Below are 18,158 nucleotides of genomic sequence, written 5' to 3'. Positions count from 1 at the left end.
ATCAATTATCAACTATCATTTATTATCTATTCTCGTTTGGTGCAGATAATCTGGTTGTTGAATTCGAGGTTGATACGTGAGTATTTGTTCCAGCCTACCCGGTTGAGCCCTTTCTTGTAGAACTCCTTCAAACGTGCCAGTTTATCTTCAAAGTTTTCCAGTTTTCCGAGATAGACAAGATGGTCTCCCACACGCGGCACCAATTCGATGTTCTGGTCGGGCAACACATGGATCTGTTCTATCTGGCGTCCCAGAATTTATTATTATGCAAAAATACACCAAACTTATATAAATTCTTCATTGCAAACGACTTTTCTACGTTTCCGGTGACAATTACCCGGTGAGCGACGCATTTTGCATCCGGTGGCATGACGGTTCCTTTGTTGTCAAGGTAGTAATTCTGACCGTTGGAGCTCATCACCCGAAGAATAGGGATACGTTGTGTCACTTCCACGCATACTTTGCCGCTGGGTGTTTTGTAACACTCGGCTTCGTCAATCAACGGATGTTTGCTTAGTTCCCGTTCCAGTGACTTGGTAGAGATGCGCTCCATCTTCTTTCCGATGGGGTAGATCCCTTTGTGCTGAAGGATACCTTTCAGCTCTTCTTTGGTGATGAAGCCGGCGTATGCGGTATCCTTGATAACCAATTCCATGTCACGGCAGGTCTGGTCGGCAGGCTTGCGGTTGAATGCGGTGATAGCTACGGCGAGGTAGGCTATAAGCACCAGCATGACGATGGATAGAAGGATTCTCTTTACCATAGTTTTTTTATTAATGAAGAATTAAGAATGAAGAATGAAGAATTGCTGCGCATCAATACGCTGGATAGAGATTCTTCATTCTTCATTATTCATTCTTAATTTTTTTGTTTCTAATAGTTCCTTTATTTCAGGGACATAGTTGTCAATGTCTCCAGCCCCCAAAGTGATTAATACTTCAATGTTTTTATCTTTCAGAATGTTCAGTATATCTTCCTTTTTGCACATACTTTTTTCAATGCCCGGACGGAGATTATCATAAATCAGCTTGCTGGTGACGCCCGGAATCGGTGCTTCACGTGCCGGATAGATGTCTACCAGAATCACTTCGTCGAGTAGCGACAGGCTATCGGCAAAATCTTGATAGAAGTCGCGGGTGCGGGTATAGAGATGCGGCTGGAAGATGGCTGTGATCTTCTTGTCCTTGTAAAGTTCGCGCATAGACAACACGCTCTGTTTGATTTCAGAGGGGTGGTGGGCGTAGTCACTCAAAAAGACGATACGATCGTTCTTGATCTTGAAGTCGAACCGGCGGTCTACTCCGCGGAAACTTGCCATGCCTCTTTTTATTTCTTCATCGGTCACCCCGTTAAGGTGTGCCAATGCCATGGCGGCTACGCCGTTTTCTATGTTGATGCTAACCGGAATTCCCAGTTGAATATCGTTGATACGGGTGTCCGGGGCAACAAAGTCGATGAATATTTCTCCGTTTCCGATGCGGATGTTTTCTGCATGGAAGTCGCCTTCGTCACGTGAGTAAGTATAGACACGAACACCTGGCTGCACTTTGGGTTGCAGGGAGATGCCTTTGCGGATAATCAGTGCGCCACCCGGTTGGATAAGCGTGGTATAATGCTCGAAACTTTCCAGGTAGGCTTGTTCTGTGCCGTAGATGTCCAAATGATCGGGGTCGGTAGATGTAATTACGGTCATATAGGGCGACAGCCAGTGGAAAGAACGGTCGAACTCATCTGCTTCAATCACCGTGTAAGGGCTTGTTTGAGAGAGTAGTAGGTTGGTGCCGTAGTTCTTCGAGATTCCTCCGAGAAAAGCGGTACATTCCACGTGCGATTGATGGAGCAAATGGGCTGTCATTGTCGATGTGGTTGTTTTTCCGTGAGTACCTGCGACGCACAGACCTTTGCTCGAATGGGTAATTGTTCCCAATACTTGGGCGCGTTTCTGTATTTCGAATCCGTTGTTGCGGAAATAAACGATTTCTTCATGTTCCTGCGGAACGGCGGGCGTGTATATGACTAACGTGCTTTCCTTGTCTTTGCAGGCTTCGGGAATCAGGTCGACGTTTTCTTCATAATGTATTTGTGCGCCTTCGGTAATCAGGGTTTCAGTCAATGGAGTAGGGGTACGATCGTAACCGGCCACTACCTTGCCTTTGAAGAGGAAGTAGCGTACAAGTGCACTCATACCGATGCCGCCGGCACCTACGAAATAGACTGATTTTATCGTTTCTATATTCATTTCTTCTGTTTTTTATTTTAGTACGGATTACGTCGTTTGATCCCGGAGTTATACCGCTACTTCAACCTGTATGCAATCCGATAATCTATTTATCTGTTTTTTCTTCTGTTTATCAGCTCTTTGCTTCCGCCAGTTTGATAACCTCCTGTGCGATGATTCTCGCAGAATCGGGCAAAGCCAGCTTGGCGATATTCTCTGTCAGTCCTTTCAGTTTCTGTTCGTCATTGACGGTGGATAATGCTACATCCATCAAGGTTGTTTCCGCTTCACTGTCTTTGACGTAGATCGCTGCCTGTTTATTCACCAATGCTAAGGCATTCTTAGTCTGATGGTCTTCCGCTACATTGGGCGAAGGCACTAAGATAACAGGTTTATGTAACAGGCAGAACTCTGAAATAGAACCTGCCCCTGCACGGGAAATCACAAGATCGGCTGCTGCGTATGCGGCTGCCATGTCTTTGATGAAATCCGTTACATATAAGTTCGGAAGTGTACCTGCAGCTTTTACGGCTTCTTTCACTTGCGGGTAATAGTATTTGCCCGTTTGCCAGATGAATTGCACGTCCGTGTTTTCTTTGATGGTTGCCAGTCCGGCTGTCAGCGTATTGTTGATGGTACGTGCACCCAGACTGCCGCCTACAATCAGAATCGTTTTTTTGCCGGGCTGTAAGTTGAAGGAGCGCAATGCTTCTTCTTTAGACGGCATATCCTTTGTCAGGTTTTGGCGGACAGGATTCCCCGTCATAATAATTTTGTCGGCAGGGAAAAACTTTTCCATTCCGTCATAAGCTACACAAATCACTTTTGCTTTCTGTGCCAGGAGCTTATTGGTCACTCCGGCATAAGAGTTTTGTTCCTGGATTAATGTCGGTACTCCCATCATTCCGGCAGTCTTTAGTGTCGGGCCGCTTGCATATCCGCCTACACCTACCGCCACTTGTGGGCGGAAGTCCTTGATAACTTTGCGTGCTTTCCACTGGCTGCGCATCAGTTTAATCAATACAGATACATTTTTCCATAAACGTTTGCGGTCGAATCCGGCAATCGGAAGCCCGATAATACGGTAGCCTGCATCGGGAACCCGTTGCATTTCCATACGTCCTTCAGCGCCTACAAAGAGAATTTCTGCGTCGGGGCGTAGCTCTATTATAGCGTTTGCGATAGAGACGGCAGGAAAGATATGTCCTCCTGTTCCTCCACCACTGATAATAATTCTAAGTTCTTTTTCCATCCTAATTCTTTTTTCTATCCGTTGTTCAACGTTTTTCGTTCACCACTCACCGTTCATCACTTACCGTTTATCAATATCATGCTCATCTTCAAACTTGGCATCGCTGTTCAGAATCTGTGCTGTCGGTTCGGCGGCAGTCTGTGCCTCGGAATTTGCAGCTGCATCTGCTTCTAATTGCAGTTGGATCTGTGCATCGTGCGCTTTTTGTTCTTCCAGATGGGCGGTATATCGGCTTACACTTAATATCATACCGATATAAGCGCAGTTGATTAACGTACTTGTACCTCCTTTGCTGACCAAAGGCAGGGGTTGGCCGGTGACGGGGAATAATCCGACGGCAACCATCATATTCAATATTGCTTGCGATACCAGTAACAACGCAATGCCCATAACGAGAAAGGCGGGAAAGGTTCGCTCGCATTTCTGGGCGATTCGTCCGGCTCGCATCAGCAGCCATAGATAGAGGAACACCACAAATATTCCTCCGATTAATCCCATTTCTTCAATCACAATCGCAAAGATAAAATCGGAGAATGCCTGACTAAGGAAGTCACGTTGTATCGAGTTTCCCGGACCTTTGCCGACTACATGGCTGGTAGCAATGGCGATGCGTGCATGCGCCACCTGTGCATCTTTGTCAATATCAAATTTGGCAGCCGGCACTTCCTCCTTCTCAAAGAAGCCGGAAACACGATTCTGCCACGTTTCGAAACGGTGAAGTCCCGGAGTATTATGCAGCGTTTTGGCGGGAATAGCCATCAGTATACCTACGGCAACACCGCCCACAAGTGCCAATATTCCCAACATTCCGAATAGCTTTTTTGCTGACACCCGGCCGATAAACATCATCATGCATACTACTCCGAAAAGCAGCATTGCTGTTGAAAGGTTTTCCGGTGCGATAAGCAGGAATACCAGTCCGGTGAGGATCATGATATATTTGAAGGCGTTCGGGTTGGCTCCATATTCGTCCTGTCTTTTGGACAGGATGAATGAGACGGCAATGATAACCGCCATCTTTGCCAATTCCGAAGGCTGGAATTGTAATCCCATAAAGGTCATCCAACGGGCTGCCCCGTTGACACGGTCCCCTGTGATGATACCCATCAGCGTGACAAATGCCAATAGAACCAGGGAAATCGGATACAGAAAGACCGGAAATACCTGGAACCATTTGTAGGGAACATTATGCAGAAACACTACTACCACAGCACCTACCATCAGGATGATGGAGTGTTGTGTAATCGGTCCCCAATGGTCGCCACTTTTGTAAGTCAGTGTCGACGCTGCCGAGAACACCTCGATAATAGAGATGAGGCAGAGACAGAGGAAGATAATCCAGATTACCTTGTCACCTTTGAATATGTTCTTTAATAAATCCAATCTTATAGCAATTAAAAATTAATAATTAGAAATTATAGGGCGCGGACACATTCCTTAAACTGGTCGCCACGGTCTTCATAGCTCTTGAAGAGGTCGAAAGAGGCGCAGCAAGGGCTCAATAATACCGTTTCACCTTTCTTTGCCAGTTTGTAGGCTGCTTCTACGGCGTCCTTCATTCCGGTTTGTACGTCTGCTACGGGCAGGCCGAAACGGTCGAAGAATTCGTGAAGTTTTTCGTTATGAAGTCCCAGGTATACCAGTGCCGAACACTTTTCGCGTACCAGGTCTTCAATTTCAGTATAGTCGTTGCCTTTATCTTTACCACCGAGGATCAATACCGTTTTGGTAGTCATGCTTTGCAGGGCATACCAGCAGGAGTTGACATTCGTTGCTTTAGAGTCGTTGATGAAATCAATTCCGCGGACACGTGCCACCTTTTCCAACCGATGCTCTACTCCCTTGAAGTCGGAGAGGGCTTTACGGATGTTTTCTTTGGCAATGCCGGCAAGGTTTGCCGAGATACCGGCGGCTAAAGAGTTATATAGGTTATGTTGCCCTGTCAGAGCCAGTTCCTCCTGCTCCATGTTGAAGGCAATCGGTTCGGTGATTTTCACTTCGTGATCTTCTACGTATGCGATCGCTCCGTCTTCTTTTACAGCGGCAAAAGGATACAGGTGAGCTTTCAGACCGTGTTTCGCCAGTTCTTGTCTGATGATCGGGTCGTCATTCCAGAAGATGAAAGCATCGTCCGGGGTTTGGTTTTGGGTAATGCGGAATTTAGCGTCGATGTAATTCTGCATACAGTGGTCGTAGCGATCAAGATGGTCCGGAGTGATGTTCATCAATACGGCGATGTTCGCACGGAAGTTATACATATTATCCAGCTGGAAAGAGCTAAGTTCGATAATATAATAGTCATGGTAATCTTCGGCTACCTGCAAAGCAAGACTTTTGCCGATGTTGCCTGCCAAACCTACGTTCAGACCTGCGCTTTTGAAAATGTGGTAGATCAGGGAAGTTGTTGTAGTCTTTCCGTTAGAACCTGTAATACAGATCATTTTGGCATCAGTATAGCGTCCGGCAAACTCAATCTCGGAGATCACCGGTGTGCCTTGAGCTTTCAGTTTCAGGATGATTGGGGCATCATTCGGGATACCGGGGCTTTTGATAACCTCGTCGGCATTCAGAATGAGCTCTTCGGTATGGTGTCCTTCTTCCCAGGCAATCTGATGGCTGTCGAGAAGTTCCTTATATTTGTCCTTGATGGCGGACATGTCCGAAACAAACGTCTCAAATCCTTTTACTTTTGCGAGTACGGCTGCACCTGCGCCGCTTTCGCCAGCTCCTAAAATTACAATTCTTTTCATCTACAATAATGTGCCCTTGTTTTCTAATCGATTGATTTATCTATTAGCTGCGCACATCTTTTAAAAGTTAATAATCGGGTTAATGCTCTCTATATTTTTAATGAAGGCACGGATGACGCGGATTTCACGGTTTTAAGGGATTATGCAGTTAACACTGCGTTAATCCGTGTAATCCGTGCCTTCATTCTATCTTATTTTTAATGTTATAATTGTTATTGCCGCCAATACAATCGTTACAATCCAGAAACGGACGGTAATCTTTGATTCGTGGAACAGCTGGTCGGGCTTGGTGAATTTCACCGTACATCCCGGCTCGATCAGACTCATTGAAGTACGGAAATGATCGTGAATCGGTGTGCGCTTGAACAAACGCTGCTTTACACCTTTCCGCTTTCCTGCCTTATAATAAGCCCGTTGCAGGATTACCGACAGATTCTCTACCAGGAATACACCGCAAAGAATCGGTATCAGCAACTCTTTGTGGATAATGATGGCGAACACTGCGATGATACCGCCAATGGTGAGGCTGCCTGTGTCTCCCATAAATACTTGTGCCGGATAAGCGTTGTACCATAAGAAACCGATAAGCGCACCGATGAAAGCACAGATATAGATTACCAGTTCTTCCGACCCCGGAATATACATAATGTTCAGATAGCCTGCGAACTCGATATGTGACGATACATACGCCAATATCCCCAGCGTTGCGCCGATAATGGCCGAGTTTCCGGCCGCCATTCCGTCCATACCGTCATTCAGGTTGGCACCGTTTGATACGGCAGTAACCACGATGATTGTAACGATGACAAACAAAATCCATCCGGCTGTTTGCGCATGCTCGCCCATGAAAGAAACCAAATCGGCATAATCAAGGTTATTGCTCTTGAAAAAAGGAATCGTTGTCTGGGTCGATTTCAAATCATTGGTTCCGTGTATCACTTCCATCTCCTGTCCCGGATTATGAACTTCGATATTCTCACGGATCACTACGTCCGGACTTAGATACAAAGTTATTCCGACAATTAAACCCAAACCGACCTGACCGATAATCTTGAATTTGCCATGCAAACCTTCTTTGTCTTTTTTAAAGATCTTGATATAGTCGTCTGCAAAGCCGAGCGATCCCAACCATACGGTGGTTATCAGCATCAATATCATATATATATTATGCAGTTTACCCAACAACAGACAAGGAATCAGGATGGCTACAATGATGATGACACCTCCCATGCTCGGCACGCCTACTTTGTTGACGCCGAACGGGTCCGTTTTAGCATCACGCTGCGTTTCTGTGATTTGTTTCCTTTTGAGTAGGTTGATGAACTTATCTCCCCAGATACTTGAAATAAGTAACGCGAGGATCACCGCCATCAAAGCACGGAATGAAGTATATCCGAACATTCCCGCTCCTGGAAAATTGAGCTTTTGCAGCCATTCAAATAGATAATATAACATAAATAATTTGCCAATTTATTGATGTGTTGCTATGTCGCTTCTGCCGGATGAATACCGGAACCAGTCGGCATATTAGCACAATCTATTCATTATTTAAAAATTTCTTTGAGTACTTCTTTATCGTCAAAATGATGTTTTACTCCTTTTATCTCCTGGTAATTCTCGTGTCCTTTTCCGGCAACGAGAATCACATCTCCTTTTTCTGCCAGCATGCAAGCCGTGCGAATCGCTTCTTTACGGTCGGCAATGCTTAGTGTTTTCTTCATATCCTCCGCATCCAGTCCGGCAAGCATATCGTTGATGATGTCTTGCGGCTCTTCGAAGCGCGGATTGTCTGAAGTGATGATGACGCGGTCACTGGCTTTAGCAGCTTCCTTTGCCATGATGGGACGTTTGCCTTATCACGGTTGCCACCGGCACCCACCACTGTAATCACTTTTCCTTTTCCTTCAAGTACTCCATGTATGGCATTCAATACATTAATAAGAGCATCCGGAGTATGCGCATAATCTACAATCGCTGTAACTCCCTGTGGAGAACGGACCGCATCGAAACGTCCGGCTACCGGATGAAGCGTGCTAAGGGCCACAAGCACCTCTTCTTCTTTCTTACCCAACAGAACGGCTGCCCCGAATACTGCCAGCAAATTGGAAGCATTGAACTTGCCGATAAACTGAACTGCCAACTCGTGGTTGTTGAAGTCGAGCAACATTCCTTCAAAATGAGACTCCAATACCCGTCCTTTAAAGTCACAAAGGCTTCTCAATGAATAAGTATAGACCTTAGAACGTGTGTTCTGTGTCATCACCAGTCCGTTTTTATCGTCCAGATTAGTCAGGCTGAATGCGCTTTTCGGCAGATCGTCAAAGAACTTCTTCTTTGCTTTCAGATAATTCTCTACTGTTTTATGATAGTCGAGATGGTCGCGGGTCAGATTGGTAAAGATCCCTCCTGCATACTTTAATCCACTGATACGTTTCTGTGCAATGGAGTGTGAACTGACTTCCATGAAAACATATTTGCATCCTTCATCCGCCATTCGTCCCAATAGACGGTTCAACGTGATGGGGTCGGGTGTGGTATGCTCTGTTGGGATCGGCTCATCGTCGATATAATTGCAAACGGTAGAAATCAACCCTACCTTATATCCGAAATAACGGAATGTATTATATAATAAGGTGGCGATTGTTGTTTTTCCGTTCGTTCCGGTAACGCCAACCAGTTCCATCTTGGAAGTGGGGTCGCCGTAGAAAGTAGTAGCAATCTTTCCTACCGCATCTTCACTGTCTTTGACTTGTATATAGGTGATCCCCGCAACAGGTTCTTCCGGCATATCCTCGCAGAGGATAGCAGTCGCTCCTTTCGCTATGGCAGCAGGTATGTAGGCGTGGCCGTCGGCTTGTGTGCCGCGCATTGCCATGAACAGTTGGCCGGCTTCCACTAGACGGGAGTCAATATTGACTCCGGTGATTTCTATGTCTGAATCTCCGGCTACCTCTACCGGTTGGATCGCTTTCAGTAACTCCTTTAATAACATCACTCTATTTAATTTTTAATCTTTAATTTTTACTTTAGCGTCAGCGTCACCGTTTGTCCCTTCTTTACGATGGTTCCATTGGCTATCGACTGGCTTTTCACTTTGCCTACCCCGACCAGATTGACTTTCAATCCTTTGCTTTCCAACAAGTATACGGCGTCTTTCGCTCCCATACCTATCACGCTCGGCACAAAGTTCTGCATATTGCTCCGGCTTTCAAGAACCACCGCTTGCGGGGCAGCGTGCGTATTTCCCCACACTTCTTTTCCCGAATCGGCAACTTTACCTTGTACATTAATCTCCAGCTCCTCCAATACCCGTTGCGCTTCGCGCATCTCTCCGGCTTTTACATTCGGAATGACTACGGAATTGGTGTCAATCGCATTGGTAAGCGGCAACCGCAGGTCTTTGGCATACACTCTTTCTGCAATCTTGCTGAATACACTACCTGCCATCAAACCTCCCGAAGCCGGCAAGCCCGGTTTCTGAATAGAGACAATCATACTATATTTAGGTGCCTCTGACGGAAAATATCCGCAGAAACTAACCAGATAATTCGTTCTTCCCGTTTTGTATCCGGCTGCCCCCTGTGAAATTTGCGCCGTTCCCGTTTTACCTGAAACGTGGAACTGCTTACTCCCTGCAGGCTTGGCAAGTCCTTCACCGACCACTTTCCGCAGTATTTCACGAATCTGTGCCAAAGTCTTATCCGAACAAATCTTAGGATTGATAACCTCTGTCGGATATTCTTTCACGACTTCCCCGTCTTTCACGGCAGCTTTGACAAATTTCGGACGTACACTGACTCCATTATTGGCTATTCCGTTGTAGAACGTCAGAATATTGATTGGAGGAACCTGTGTCTCGTATCCGATACTCATCCACGGCAAAGTGGTCTTTGCAAAATAACGTTCTTTCGGGCCACGGATATTCGGCTTCCCTTCTCCTGAAATCTGTAGGTGAAGCGGTTGGTCGATACTCATCCGTTTTAACCCGTCTACGAATTTCTGTGGATTGCTACCATAGAAATGATCTATAATATAAGAGGTACCGACGTTGGACGATACTCCCAGAATTTCTGTAACAGTCAACTTCCCATATCCTCCACGGTGCCAGTTGTGGTCTTTCATGACACGTCCGTACATCGGCATCTGTCCGTTGCCGGTGTCTACCACATAGTCCGGAGTAATCTTGCCGTCTTCGAGAGCTACCATAATGGAGGCCGTCTTGAAAGTAGAACCCGGCTCAAGCATATCACTGATGGCATTGTTACGCATTTCGTAATACTCGCCGTCCTTGCCTTGCATCATGTTGACGATGGCTTTCACTTCTCCGGTAGCTACTTCCATCAATACCACCACACCTACGCTGGCATTCAGCTCTTTCAGCTTGTCTACCAATGCTTTCTCGCAAATATCCTGCATGCCTACATCGATGGTACTAATCAAATCGCAACCGTCAACCGGCGGCACATCGACAATGTTCAGGTATTTGTTCATCACTTTTTGGCGGTGCGTCAGTCCGTCCCGTCCTTTCAGGATAGTGTCGAAAGCAAGTTCGATACCATTTCTGGCTCCTTTGGCTGTATCTGCATACACATCTCCCAGCGTACGGGCAGCCAGTGAACCGAAAGGTTTCTTGCGCTGATTATAAGCCTGTTCTTTGAATCCGCCTTTATACCGGTTCAAACAGAAGACGGGCAGTCTCTTTACCTCTTTATATTGTATATAGGAAATACGTTTCGGATAAATCAGATAATTACGGCTTTTTGCCTGGCGTCCTTTCTTGAGGTGTGCTTTGAATTGGGCTGCACTCCTGTCCGGGAATATCTTGTGAAGTCCGATACAGATGGAATCCATATTGGCATTGAGGATGGAGTCCCGGCGTGCCTGATCTTTCCGTCTGCGTTTTTCGTCCTTCTCACCGGACATAAAGTCCATATAGATTCTGTACTCGGGTAGCGAACTGGCCATCAGTTTACCGTCAGAAGAAATAATGTTTCCACGATTAGGTTTCACCGTCACATTCTCTTTTACGAAACGATCAGCCACATCCTGCCAGTATTGTCGTTCGGCAAACATGGTGATGCCTGCTTTTACAACAATAGCTATTCCTATCAACGCCATCAACAGGATGACGAAGAAGTAACGGGTCATTATGTTCTTTTTATTAACTGCCACAGTATTTGTCTTTTAAAAACTCTCAATTCTCAACTCTCCACTCTCCACTTATTTAATAAGGTAAGGAGGCTGGGTTGATGTTTGCAAATCGCTTTCCTTATTCGATATATAATCTTCAATGCGTGACTGGCGGCTCTTCTCCATCAGTTCCGAGCTGCGCGTCAGTGCGTCATATTTAATGTCTATCAATTCCTTTTTCAGCCGGTCTATCTCGATCTGTTGCTGTTGACTGGCATAACGATTGTGAATGTAGAAGATGATGAATACCATGATAAGTACCAGCAACTTCGTTTGACGGCGGAAAAAATCGGTAGCCAGAATGTCTCCACCCAGAATACTCTTCAGCGAGGTGCGGTTTTTCTTTTTGCCCTCTTCTGTTTTCTTATTTACTACTTCTTCTTCCATATCTTTTTATTTCTTTTCTGCAATTCGTAATTTGGCACTTCTCGACCGTGGGTTCCGTTCTATTTCTGCCTCGTCGGGGACGATTACCTTATTATTGACAAGGCGGAAAGGCGTTTGCAGATTTCCGAAGAAGTCGGATTCTGCTTTTCCTTCTACGTTGCCCGTCTTCATGATGTTTTTCACCATGCGGTCTTCCAATGAATGATAAGTGATTACTACCAGTCTGCCGCCCGGCTTTAATGCTTCCGTAGCTGCCTGCAACATCTCTTTCAGCGCTTCCATCTCTTGATTTACTTCGATCCGCAGTGCCTGGAACACTTTTGCCAGCTCTTTCTTTTCGCGTTCACGACCGAAAAGCGGTTTGATGATTTCCAGAAACTCACCGATAGTCCGGATATTCTGTCCGCTTCTGGCTTTAACGATGACAGAAGCCAGTTTGCGGCTATTCTTCAGCTCTCCGTACAGATAGAAGAGGTTTGCAAGACGTTCTTCCTCGTAAGTATTCACGATGTCTGCTGCCGTAATTCCGGCACGCTTGTTCATACGCATATCCAGCGCTCCGTCGAAACGGAAAGAAAAGCCGCGTTCGCTATCATCGAAATGATGGGACGATACGCCGAGGTCGGCCAGGATTGCATCCACCTGCTCGATGTCGTGATAGCGAAGGAAATTTTGCAGGTAACGGAAGTTGCTGCGCACGAAGATGAAGTGAGGATCGTTGACAATGTTCCGTTCAGCGTCCTCGTCCTGGTCGAATCCCAATAAACGTCCGCCTTCTCCGAGTCGTGAAAGTATCTCGCGCGAATGTCCCGCTCCTCCGAATGTAACGTCTACATACGTTCCGCCCGGTTGGATATTCATCCCGTCAACGCTTTCTTTCAGCAATACAGGTACATGGTATGTCAATTCATCTTTCTCCATCTTGTCTATTATCATCGTTCATAATTTCTTCTAATGCTGCACCGAACTCTTCAGGCGACATGAAAGGCTGTTCTGCCCGCTCTTTCGCCCAGATCTCTATCTTATTGTCGATGCCGATAAAACGTATATCTCCATGAATGCTGCAAATCTGCAAATATCGTTTGGGGATTAATATACGTCCGTTGCTGTCAGGTGTCACCACTTCAACGTCGCTCACAAACTGTCTGAAAATGAGTTGGTGTTTGCTGTTCCATTTGTTCAGCCTGCTGCGAAGCTCGTTCAACTCCTCGTTCCACACGCTCTCGGGGTACAGGGTCAAACAGTCCTGAAATACGTCTTTACGCATAATAAGCCTCTCCTCGGAAGCTGCTTGTAGTTGCTTCCTGAAGGTAGCGGGTATGAACACCCTTCCTTTGGCGTCCGCCCTGGCTTCAATATTTCCTAAAAAACGTATCATTACCTTATTATAATAAGCGACCGTAAAAGTATGAAATTCCCCACAATTCCCCACAACTTTCCATAAAAAACTTTCAGAGAAGTTTTCAACAGAATGTTAAATGTCTATTTGCTTGAAAATGATGCGGCTTTGGGAGTAGTCTGCTGGTGGGGGAGTTATGGCAGTAAAACGGAAAAAAATGTCTGTATAGGTGAATTTTAAATAATAGGGTAGTGAAGACTTCTTTTGATGCAATAGGAATTTGTACGACACCCGGGTCTCATCATACCTGACACCCGGGTGTCAGACACATTGAGACCCGGGTGTTGTAGGTGTTGAGACCCGGGTGTCGTGCAACTAATCTTAGTAATAAAAGAAAAGGCAGAATATACCGGAGTATTTCTGCCTTTTAATCATTATCAAAACTAAAATCTGTATTAAAGAAGTATGTGATCCGAGATCACCAATTTGTATAGTTAAGGTCTAGCGGAAGTCTTTCAATTCTTCCTGTAATTTCTGGCGCGTGAAGAAAATACGGCTCTTTACTGTGCCTAGCGGGAGGTTCAGTTTTTCCGCAATCTCACGGTATTTGAATCCTGAAACGTGCATGGCGAACGGAACTCTGTATTCTTTGGGGAGTTTGTTGACTACACGGTGCATCTCTTTCAGGTCGTATGCTCTTTCTGTACTTTCTGAACTTCCGTCCTGTGGTAAATTCAGATGATAAAGATTATCCGTCTGATCGACGAATGTCTGGTCGCGGACTACCTTGCGGTAGTTGTTTATAAATATGTTGCGCATGATGGTATACATCCATCCTTTGAAATTTGTATCAGGGGTATATTTATCTTCATTATCTAATGCTTTTAATGATGTCTCCTGCAACAAATCGTTTGCTTCTTCACGGTCAGTTGTCAGTTTATAAGCGAAGCGTAGTAATTCATCTTGTACTCCTACTAAATCTTTTCTGAAGCTTAAACTTTTCATATGTGTTGCTTTTTAAAGGTGAATATTCGTTTGTTATTTTCGATGTTGCAAGTTTACGTGAATTTCTGAAACCCGATAGGGGGAAATCCGACGTTTTTATGCCCGAAAACTATCCGCGGATAGTTTTTAGGTTGTTTTTGATAGTTTTTGGGTGGTATTTTTTTATCTTCTGAACTTAAATCCTGCATTTTCTACCAAATTATTGCGATTAATAAAAAAGAACCGTTAATTTTGTGCCATCATTTTTATTTGAAAAGAATGACTGATGACTCTTTATTTTTGATTGATGTCGATAAGATACTTCGGACAAAGGCTCCGAAGCATTATAAGTACATCCCTAAATTCGTGGTTTCTTATCTGAAGAAAATTGTTCATCAGGATGAAATTAATGTATTCCTGAATGAGTCGAAGGATAGATTGGGTGTGGACTTTCTGGAGGCATGTATGGGCTTTTTGGATGCGAAAGTGGACGTAAAAGGCATTGAGAATTTGCCTAAGGATGGATTGTATACTTTTGTGTCCAATCATCCGTTAGGCGGACAGGACGGTGTTGCGCTTGGTTATGTGTTGGGAAAGCACTATGACGGGAAAGTGAAATACCTGGTGAATGATTTGTTGATGAATCTACGCGGATTGGCTCCCCTTTGCATACCTATTAATAAAACCGGCAAACAGGCAAAAGACTTCCCGAAAATGGTGGAAGCCGGATTTCAGTCGGATGACCAGCTGATAATGTTCCCTGCCGGACTGTGTTCGCGTCGTCAGAATGGAGTCATTCGTGATCTGGAATGGAAAAAGACATTTGTAGTAAAGAGCATACAAGCAAAACGTGATGTAATACCCGTGCATTTTGGAGGCAGGAATTCTGATTTCTTCTACAACTTGGCAAATATTTGCAAGGCATTGGGTATCAAGTTTAACATCGCTATGTTGTATCTTGCGGATGAAATGTTTAAGAATCGCCACAAAACTTTTACTGTCACTTTTGGCAAACCCATACCCTGGCAGACTTTTGATAAATCGAAAACCCCTGCGCAGTGGGCTGAATACGTAAAGGATATTGTTTATAAACTGTAACTGATAGAACAACTATAACAAGGAATATGGAAGAGATTATTAAACCGGTAAGCAAAGAACTGCTGAAGGCAGAATTGACGGAAGACAAACGCTTACGAATGACGAATAAGAGTAATAATCAGATTTATATTATTACTCATCAGAATGCTCCTAATGTAATGAGAGAGATTGGTCGTTTGCGTGAAATAGCTTTCCGTGCTGCTGGTGGAGGTACAGGCCTGTCAATGGATATTGATGAATACGACACGATGGAACACCCCTACAAGCAGTTGATCGTATGGAATCCGGAAGCGGAAGAAATTCTGGGTGGTTACCGGTATCTGCTTGGTACGGACGTGCGTTTTGATGAAAAAGGCGCGCCAATTCTGGCTACTTCCCACATGTTTCATTTTTCTGATGCTTTTATTAAAGAATACCTGCCGCAGACAATTGAGCTGGGGCGTTCGTTTGTTACGCTTGAATATCAGTCTACCCGTGCCGGAAGCAAAGGATTGTTCGCTTTGGATAATCTGTGGGACGGGTTGGGAGCGTTGACCGTGGTTATGCCGAATGTGAAGTATTTCTTTGGCAAGGTGACCATGTATCCTAGCTACCATCGTCGTGGCCGTGATATGATTCTTCATTTCCTCAAGAAACATTTTTATGATAAAGAGAAACTTGTTACTCCGATTGAGCCTCTGCAACTTGAGACTTCCGAAGAAGAGTTGAACGCATTGTTCTGCAAGAGTACTTTTAAAGAGGACTATAAGATATTGAATTGTGAAATCCGTAAATTGGGCTATAATATTCCTCCGTTGGTAAATGCGTATATGAGCTTAAGCCCTACGATGCGTATGTTCGGAACAGCTGTCAATTACGAGTTCGGTGATGTGGAAGAAACCGGTATCCTGATTGCTGTAGACGAAATTCTTGAAGATAAACGAATTCGACACATCCAGACGTTTATTGAAAGCCATCCGGATGCGTTGAGATTGTCTTCTTGTGAAGGGAAAGAGGTTTTTACTCCTAAAGTGGTTACACCGCAGGCAGACTGTTCCCGTTAATTTTACGATAAAGATCAAGAGCAAAGACATCGGTCATTCCCGATATATAGTCAAGTACCGCCTGTATTCTTTCATAGAGTACAGGCGAATTTATATTGTATTGGCTGGATACCCGGTCGATCAGGAGTTTGGAATAAGCCTTTTCGGGTGAGGTCACGGCGTCTATCATCAATTCGAGTAAGGTACTGATGATGCGGAATCCCGCTAGCTCGATATCCAGTACGTCCCGTGAACGGTAGATTTTATTGATAGATACTTCGACGCTGTGTTTGTAGGCTGCTGCCGGACGTTCGGCTATGCGCTTGATTAGTGGTCCTTCGAACGTGCCGGACAGTATTTCTTGTTCATGATCTAAAAAGACACGGGTACACTCCCGGATCAATAAACCGATGACGGAAGAACGCAGGTAGGCGATTTGCTCGTTGACATCATTGACAATCAGGAATGTTTTCCGGAGATGTTCCTGCCGCTCTTCGCTGAAATAGGTCATTAATAGTTCTTTGGTTTCTTCAGTGGTGAGAATCTTCAGTTTATATGCATCCTCAATATCCATCATCTGGTAGCAAATATCGTCTGCCGCTTCCACTAAATAGACTAGTGGGTGGCGTGCATACTTCAAAGGATGCTCGTTGAGCAAGGTCAGTCCTAATTCAGTTGCTATTTTTTGGAAACTTTCTTCTTCGCTGACGAAGAATCCAAACTTCGATTTGGTTCCTGCAAGGCTCGATGAAAAGGGATATTTTACGATAGAAGCCAGAGTGGTATATGTCAGGACAAATCCGCCTTTGCGACGTCCTTCAAACTGATGTGTCAGTATTCGGAACGCATTTGCATTTCCTTCAAAATGTGTCAAATCTTCCCATTCCATCGGAGAAAGTTGCTCGCCGTTCGGCTGCTTTTCTTTCAGGCGAACTCCTTTCCCTTCAGAGAAAAAAGTAGAAATAGCCTTTTCACCTGAATGACCGAAGGGTGGATTTCCCAAATCGTGTGCCAGGCAAGCGGCCGAGACGATAGAACCGATCTCCGGCAGGAAAGAATCTTGAAGTTCCGGATGACGTTCCAGAAGTGCTTTGGCAACATCGTCCCCGAGTGAACGGCCAACGCTGGCTACTTCGAGACTGTGCGTAAGTCGGTTGTGTACAAAAACGCTGCCCGGAAGAGGGAATACTTGCGTCTTGTTCTGTAATCTGCGGAAAGGAGCCGAAAAAATGAGACGGTCATAATCCCGTTGGAATTCGGATCGGTTTTCCTGTCGTTCTTCATGGAATTCTTCCATCCCGAAACGTTTCGCTGATATTAGTTGTTTCCAATTCATCATTTTATTTACGATTTGACTATTTACTATTTACAATTTAGGGAACGGTACATTATTTAACTGCAAACTTAACTATTTTTCAGTTCAAAATGTGTATTTTCGCCCGTTAAATAGTAAACATGCATTTATGAATATTCAAGTTATCAATAAATCGAAGCATCCGCTTCCGGCTTATGCCACCGAATTGTCCGCAGGAATGGATATCCGTGCTAATCTTTCTGAACCTATCACATTGGAACCGTTACAACGTTGTCTGGTGCCGACAGGATTGTATATCGCTCTGCCGAAGGGATTTGAGGCGCAAGTTCGTCCACGTAGCGGACTGGCGATAAAGAAAGGTATCACAGTACTTAATTCTCCGGGTACGATTGATGCGGATTATCGTGGAGAAGTTTGTGTCATTTTAGTCAATCTCTCGTCCGAGGCTTTTGTTATTGAAGATGGCGAACGTATCGCGCAGATGGTGATAGCAAAGCACGAACAGCCTGTATGGCAGGAAGTGGAGGTGCTGGATGAAACGGAACGCGGAGCCGGTGGCTTCGGACATACCGGAGTATGATGAATGCTTAATCGAAAAAATAG

Annotated in this window: 14 protein-coding genes and 2 pseudogenes; 3 read left to right on the top strand and 13 right to left on the bottom strand. The window is 45.0% G+C overall.

All coding sequences use genetic code 11. The features are described from left to right. Positions 1 to 26: 26 nt before the first annotated feature. The 12 genes and pseudogenes from DXA05_RS03940 to DXA05_RS03885 all read right to left on the bottom strand — a co-directional run bounded on the left by DXA05_RS03940 (position 27) and on the right by DXA05_RS03885 (position 14,141). Positions 27 to 763: pseudogene (locus tag DXA05_RS03940) on the bottom strand (cell division protein FtsQ/DivIB). Positions 764 to 838: 75 nt separating this feature from the next. Further along, a complete protein-coding gene (gene murC, locus DXA05_RS03935) occupies positions 839 to 2,239 on the bottom strand; it encodes a UDP-N-acetylmuramate--L-alanine ligase (protein WP_008642776.1) in 1,401 nt (466 codons plus the stop codon). A gap of 112 nt (positions 2,240 to 2,351) precedes the next feature. Continuing rightward, positions 2,352 to 3,470 (bottom strand): undecaprenyldiphospho-muramoylpentapeptide beta-N-acetylglucosaminyltransferase, encoded by a 1,119-nt coding sequence (gene murG / locus DXA05_RS03930; RefSeq protein ID WP_004315393.1) that lies wholly within the window; start codon positions 3,468 to 3,470, stop codon positions 2,352 to 2,354. Positions 3,471 to 3,530: 60 nt separating this feature from the next. Continuing rightward, positions 3,531 to 4,853, bottom strand: a complete 1,323-nt coding sequence (locus DXA05_RS03925) for an FtsW/RodA/SpoVE family cell cycle protein (protein ID WP_004315392.1) — start codon at positions 4,851 to 4,853, stop codon at positions 3,531 to 3,533. Between the two features lie 32 nt (positions 4,854 to 4,885). Next, complete coding sequence (gene murD, locus DXA05_RS03920; RefSeq protein ID WP_004298208.1) at positions 4,886 to 6,220, bottom strand: UDP-N-acetylmuramoyl-L-alanine--D-glutamate ligase; 1,335 nt, start codon at positions 6,218 to 6,220, stop codon at positions 4,886 to 4,888. A gap of 186 nt (positions 6,221 to 6,406) precedes the next feature. Then, positions 6,407 to 7,675, bottom strand: coding sequence for a phospho-N-acetylmuramoyl-pentapeptide-transferase (locus DXA05_RS03915; protein ID WP_128858810.1), 1,269 nt, complete (start codon positions 7,673 to 7,675; stop codon positions 6,407 to 6,409). 89 nt (positions 7,676 to 7,764) lie between these two features. Next, a pseudogene (locus tag DXA05_RS03910) lies at positions 7,765 to 9,212 on the bottom strand (UDP-N-acetylmuramoyl-L-alanyl-D-glutamate--2,6-diaminopimelate ligase). Positions 9,213 to 9,241: 29 nt separating this feature from the next. Then, positions 9,242 to 11,368, bottom strand: a complete 2,127-nt coding sequence (locus tag DXA05_RS03905) for a penicillin-binding protein (RefSeq protein ID WP_128858819.1) — start codon at positions 11,366 to 11,368, stop codon at positions 9,242 to 9,244. Positions 11,369 to 11,440: 72 nt separating this feature from the next. Continuing rightward, complete coding sequence (locus tag DXA05_RS03900; protein ID WP_128858809.1) at positions 11,441 to 11,797, bottom strand: FtsL-like putative cell division protein; 357 nt, start codon at positions 11,795 to 11,797, stop codon at positions 11,441 to 11,443. 6 nt (positions 11,798 to 11,803) lie between these two features. Further along, positions 11,804 to 12,718, bottom strand: coding sequence for a 16S rRNA (cytosine(1402)-N(4))-methyltransferase RsmH (gene rsmH / locus DXA05_RS03895; protein ID WP_009039163.1), 915 nt, complete (start codon positions 12,716 to 12,718; stop codon positions 11,804 to 11,806). Further along, positions 12,705 to 13,175 (bottom strand): division/cell wall cluster transcriptional repressor MraZ, encoded by a 471-nt coding sequence (gene mraZ, locus DXA05_RS03890; RefSeq protein WP_004315379.1) that lies wholly within the window; start codon positions 13,173 to 13,175, stop codon positions 12,705 to 12,707. Before mraZ ends, rsmH begins: the two co-directional genes overlap by 14 nt. A gap of 462 nt (positions 13,176 to 13,637) precedes the next feature. Continuing rightward, positions 13,638 to 14,141 carry an RNA polymerase sigma factor gene (locus DXA05_RS03885; RefSeq protein WP_004315377.1) on the bottom strand — a complete coding sequence of 168 codons (504 nt, stop codon included), beginning with the start codon at positions 14,139 to 14,141 and terminating at the stop codon, positions 13,638 to 13,640. A 258-nt stretch (positions 14,142 to 14,399) separates the two neighbouring features. Here DXA05_RS03885 and DXA05_RS03880 point away from each other — a divergent pair, with 258 nt between their 5' ends. Further along, a complete protein-coding gene (locus tag DXA05_RS03880) occupies positions 14,400 to 15,218 on the top strand; it encodes a 1-acyl-sn-glycerol-3-phosphate acyltransferase (RefSeq protein ID WP_008642784.1) in 819 nt (272 codons plus the stop codon). A 26-nt stretch (positions 15,219 to 15,244) separates the two neighbouring features. Continuing rightward, on the top strand, positions 15,245 to 16,261 hold the full coding sequence (locus DXA05_RS03875; RefSeq protein WP_008024133.1) for a GNAT family N-acetyltransferase: 1,017 nt from the start codon (positions 15,245 to 15,247) through the stop codon (positions 16,259 to 16,261). On the opposite strand, the gene DXA05_RS03870 is transcribed toward DXA05_RS03875, so the two are convergent. Beyond that, complete coding sequence (locus DXA05_RS03870; RefSeq protein ID WP_032811965.1) at positions 16,233 to 17,579, bottom strand: deoxyguanosinetriphosphate triphosphohydrolase; 1,347 nt, start codon at positions 17,577 to 17,579, stop codon at positions 16,233 to 16,235. The two genes, DXA05_RS03875 and DXA05_RS03870, sit on opposite strands and share 29 nt — an antisense overlap. 124 nt (positions 17,580 to 17,703) lie before the next feature. On the opposite strand from DXA05_RS03870, the gene dut reads away from it, so the two are divergent. Then, positions 17,704 to 18,135, top strand: a complete 432-nt coding sequence (gene dut / locus DXA05_RS03865; RefSeq protein ID WP_004309527.1) for a dUTP diphosphatase — start codon at positions 17,704 to 17,706, stop codon at positions 18,133 to 18,135. The last annotated feature ends 23 nt before the right edge of the window (positions 18,136 to 18,158 follow it).

Origin of the sequence: Bacteroides sp. AM54-2NS (assembly GCF_003602935.1) — a bacterium.
Classification (GTDB): Bacteria; Bacteroidota; Bacteroidia; order Bacteroidales; family Bacteroidaceae; genus Bacteroides; species Bacteroides xylanisolvens.
This window is presented reverse-complemented; position numbering and strand designations above follow the sequence as displayed.

Coding starts and splice junctions, on each gene's coding strand:
- murC (WP_008642776.1), bottom strand. CDS start 2,239: ATGAATATAGAAACGATAAAATCAGTCTATTTCGTAGGTGCCGGCGGC.
- murG (WP_004315393.1), bottom strand. CDS start 3,470: ATGGAAAAAGAACTTAGAATTATTATCAGTGGTGGAGGAACAGGAGGA.
- murD (WP_004298208.1), bottom strand. CDS start 6,220: ATGAAAAGAATTGTAATTTTAGGAGCTGGCGAAAGCGGCGCAGGTGCA.
- DXA05_RS03915 (WP_128858810.1), bottom strand. CDS start 7,675: ATGTTATATTATCTATTTGAATGGCTGCAAAAGCTCAATTTTCCAGGA.
- DXA05_RS03905 (WP_128858819.1), bottom strand. CDS start 11,368: ATGACCCGTTACTTCTTCGTCATCCTGTTGATGGCGTTGATAGGAATA.
- DXA05_RS03900 (WP_128858809.1), bottom strand. CDS start 11,797: ATGGAAGAAGAAGTAGTAAATAAGAAAACAGAAGAGGGCAAAAAGAAA.
- rsmH (WP_009039163.1), bottom strand. CDS start 12,718: ATGGAGAAAGATGAATTGACATACCATGTACCTGTATTGCTGAAAGAA.
- mraZ (WP_004315379.1), bottom strand. CDS start 13,175: ATGATACGTTTTTTAGGAAATATTGAAGCCAGGGCGGACGCCAAAGGA.
- DXA05_RS03885 (WP_004315377.1), bottom strand. CDS start 14,141: ATGAAAAGTTTAAGCTTCAGAAAAGATTTAGTAGGAGTACAAGATGAA.
- DXA05_RS03880 (WP_008642784.1), top strand. CDS start 14,400: ATGACTGATGACTCTTTATTTTTGATTGATGTCGATAAGATACTTCGG.
- DXA05_RS03875 (WP_008024133.1), top strand. CDS start 15,245: ATGGAAGAGATTATTAAACCGGTAAGCAAAGAACTGCTGAAGGCAGAA.
- DXA05_RS03870 (WP_032811965.1), bottom strand. CDS start 17,579: ATGATGAATTGGAAACAACTAATATCAGCGAAACGTTTCGGGATGGAA.
- dut (WP_004309527.1), top strand. CDS start 17,704: ATGAATATTCAAGTTATCAATAAATCGAAGCATCCGCTTCCGGCTTAT.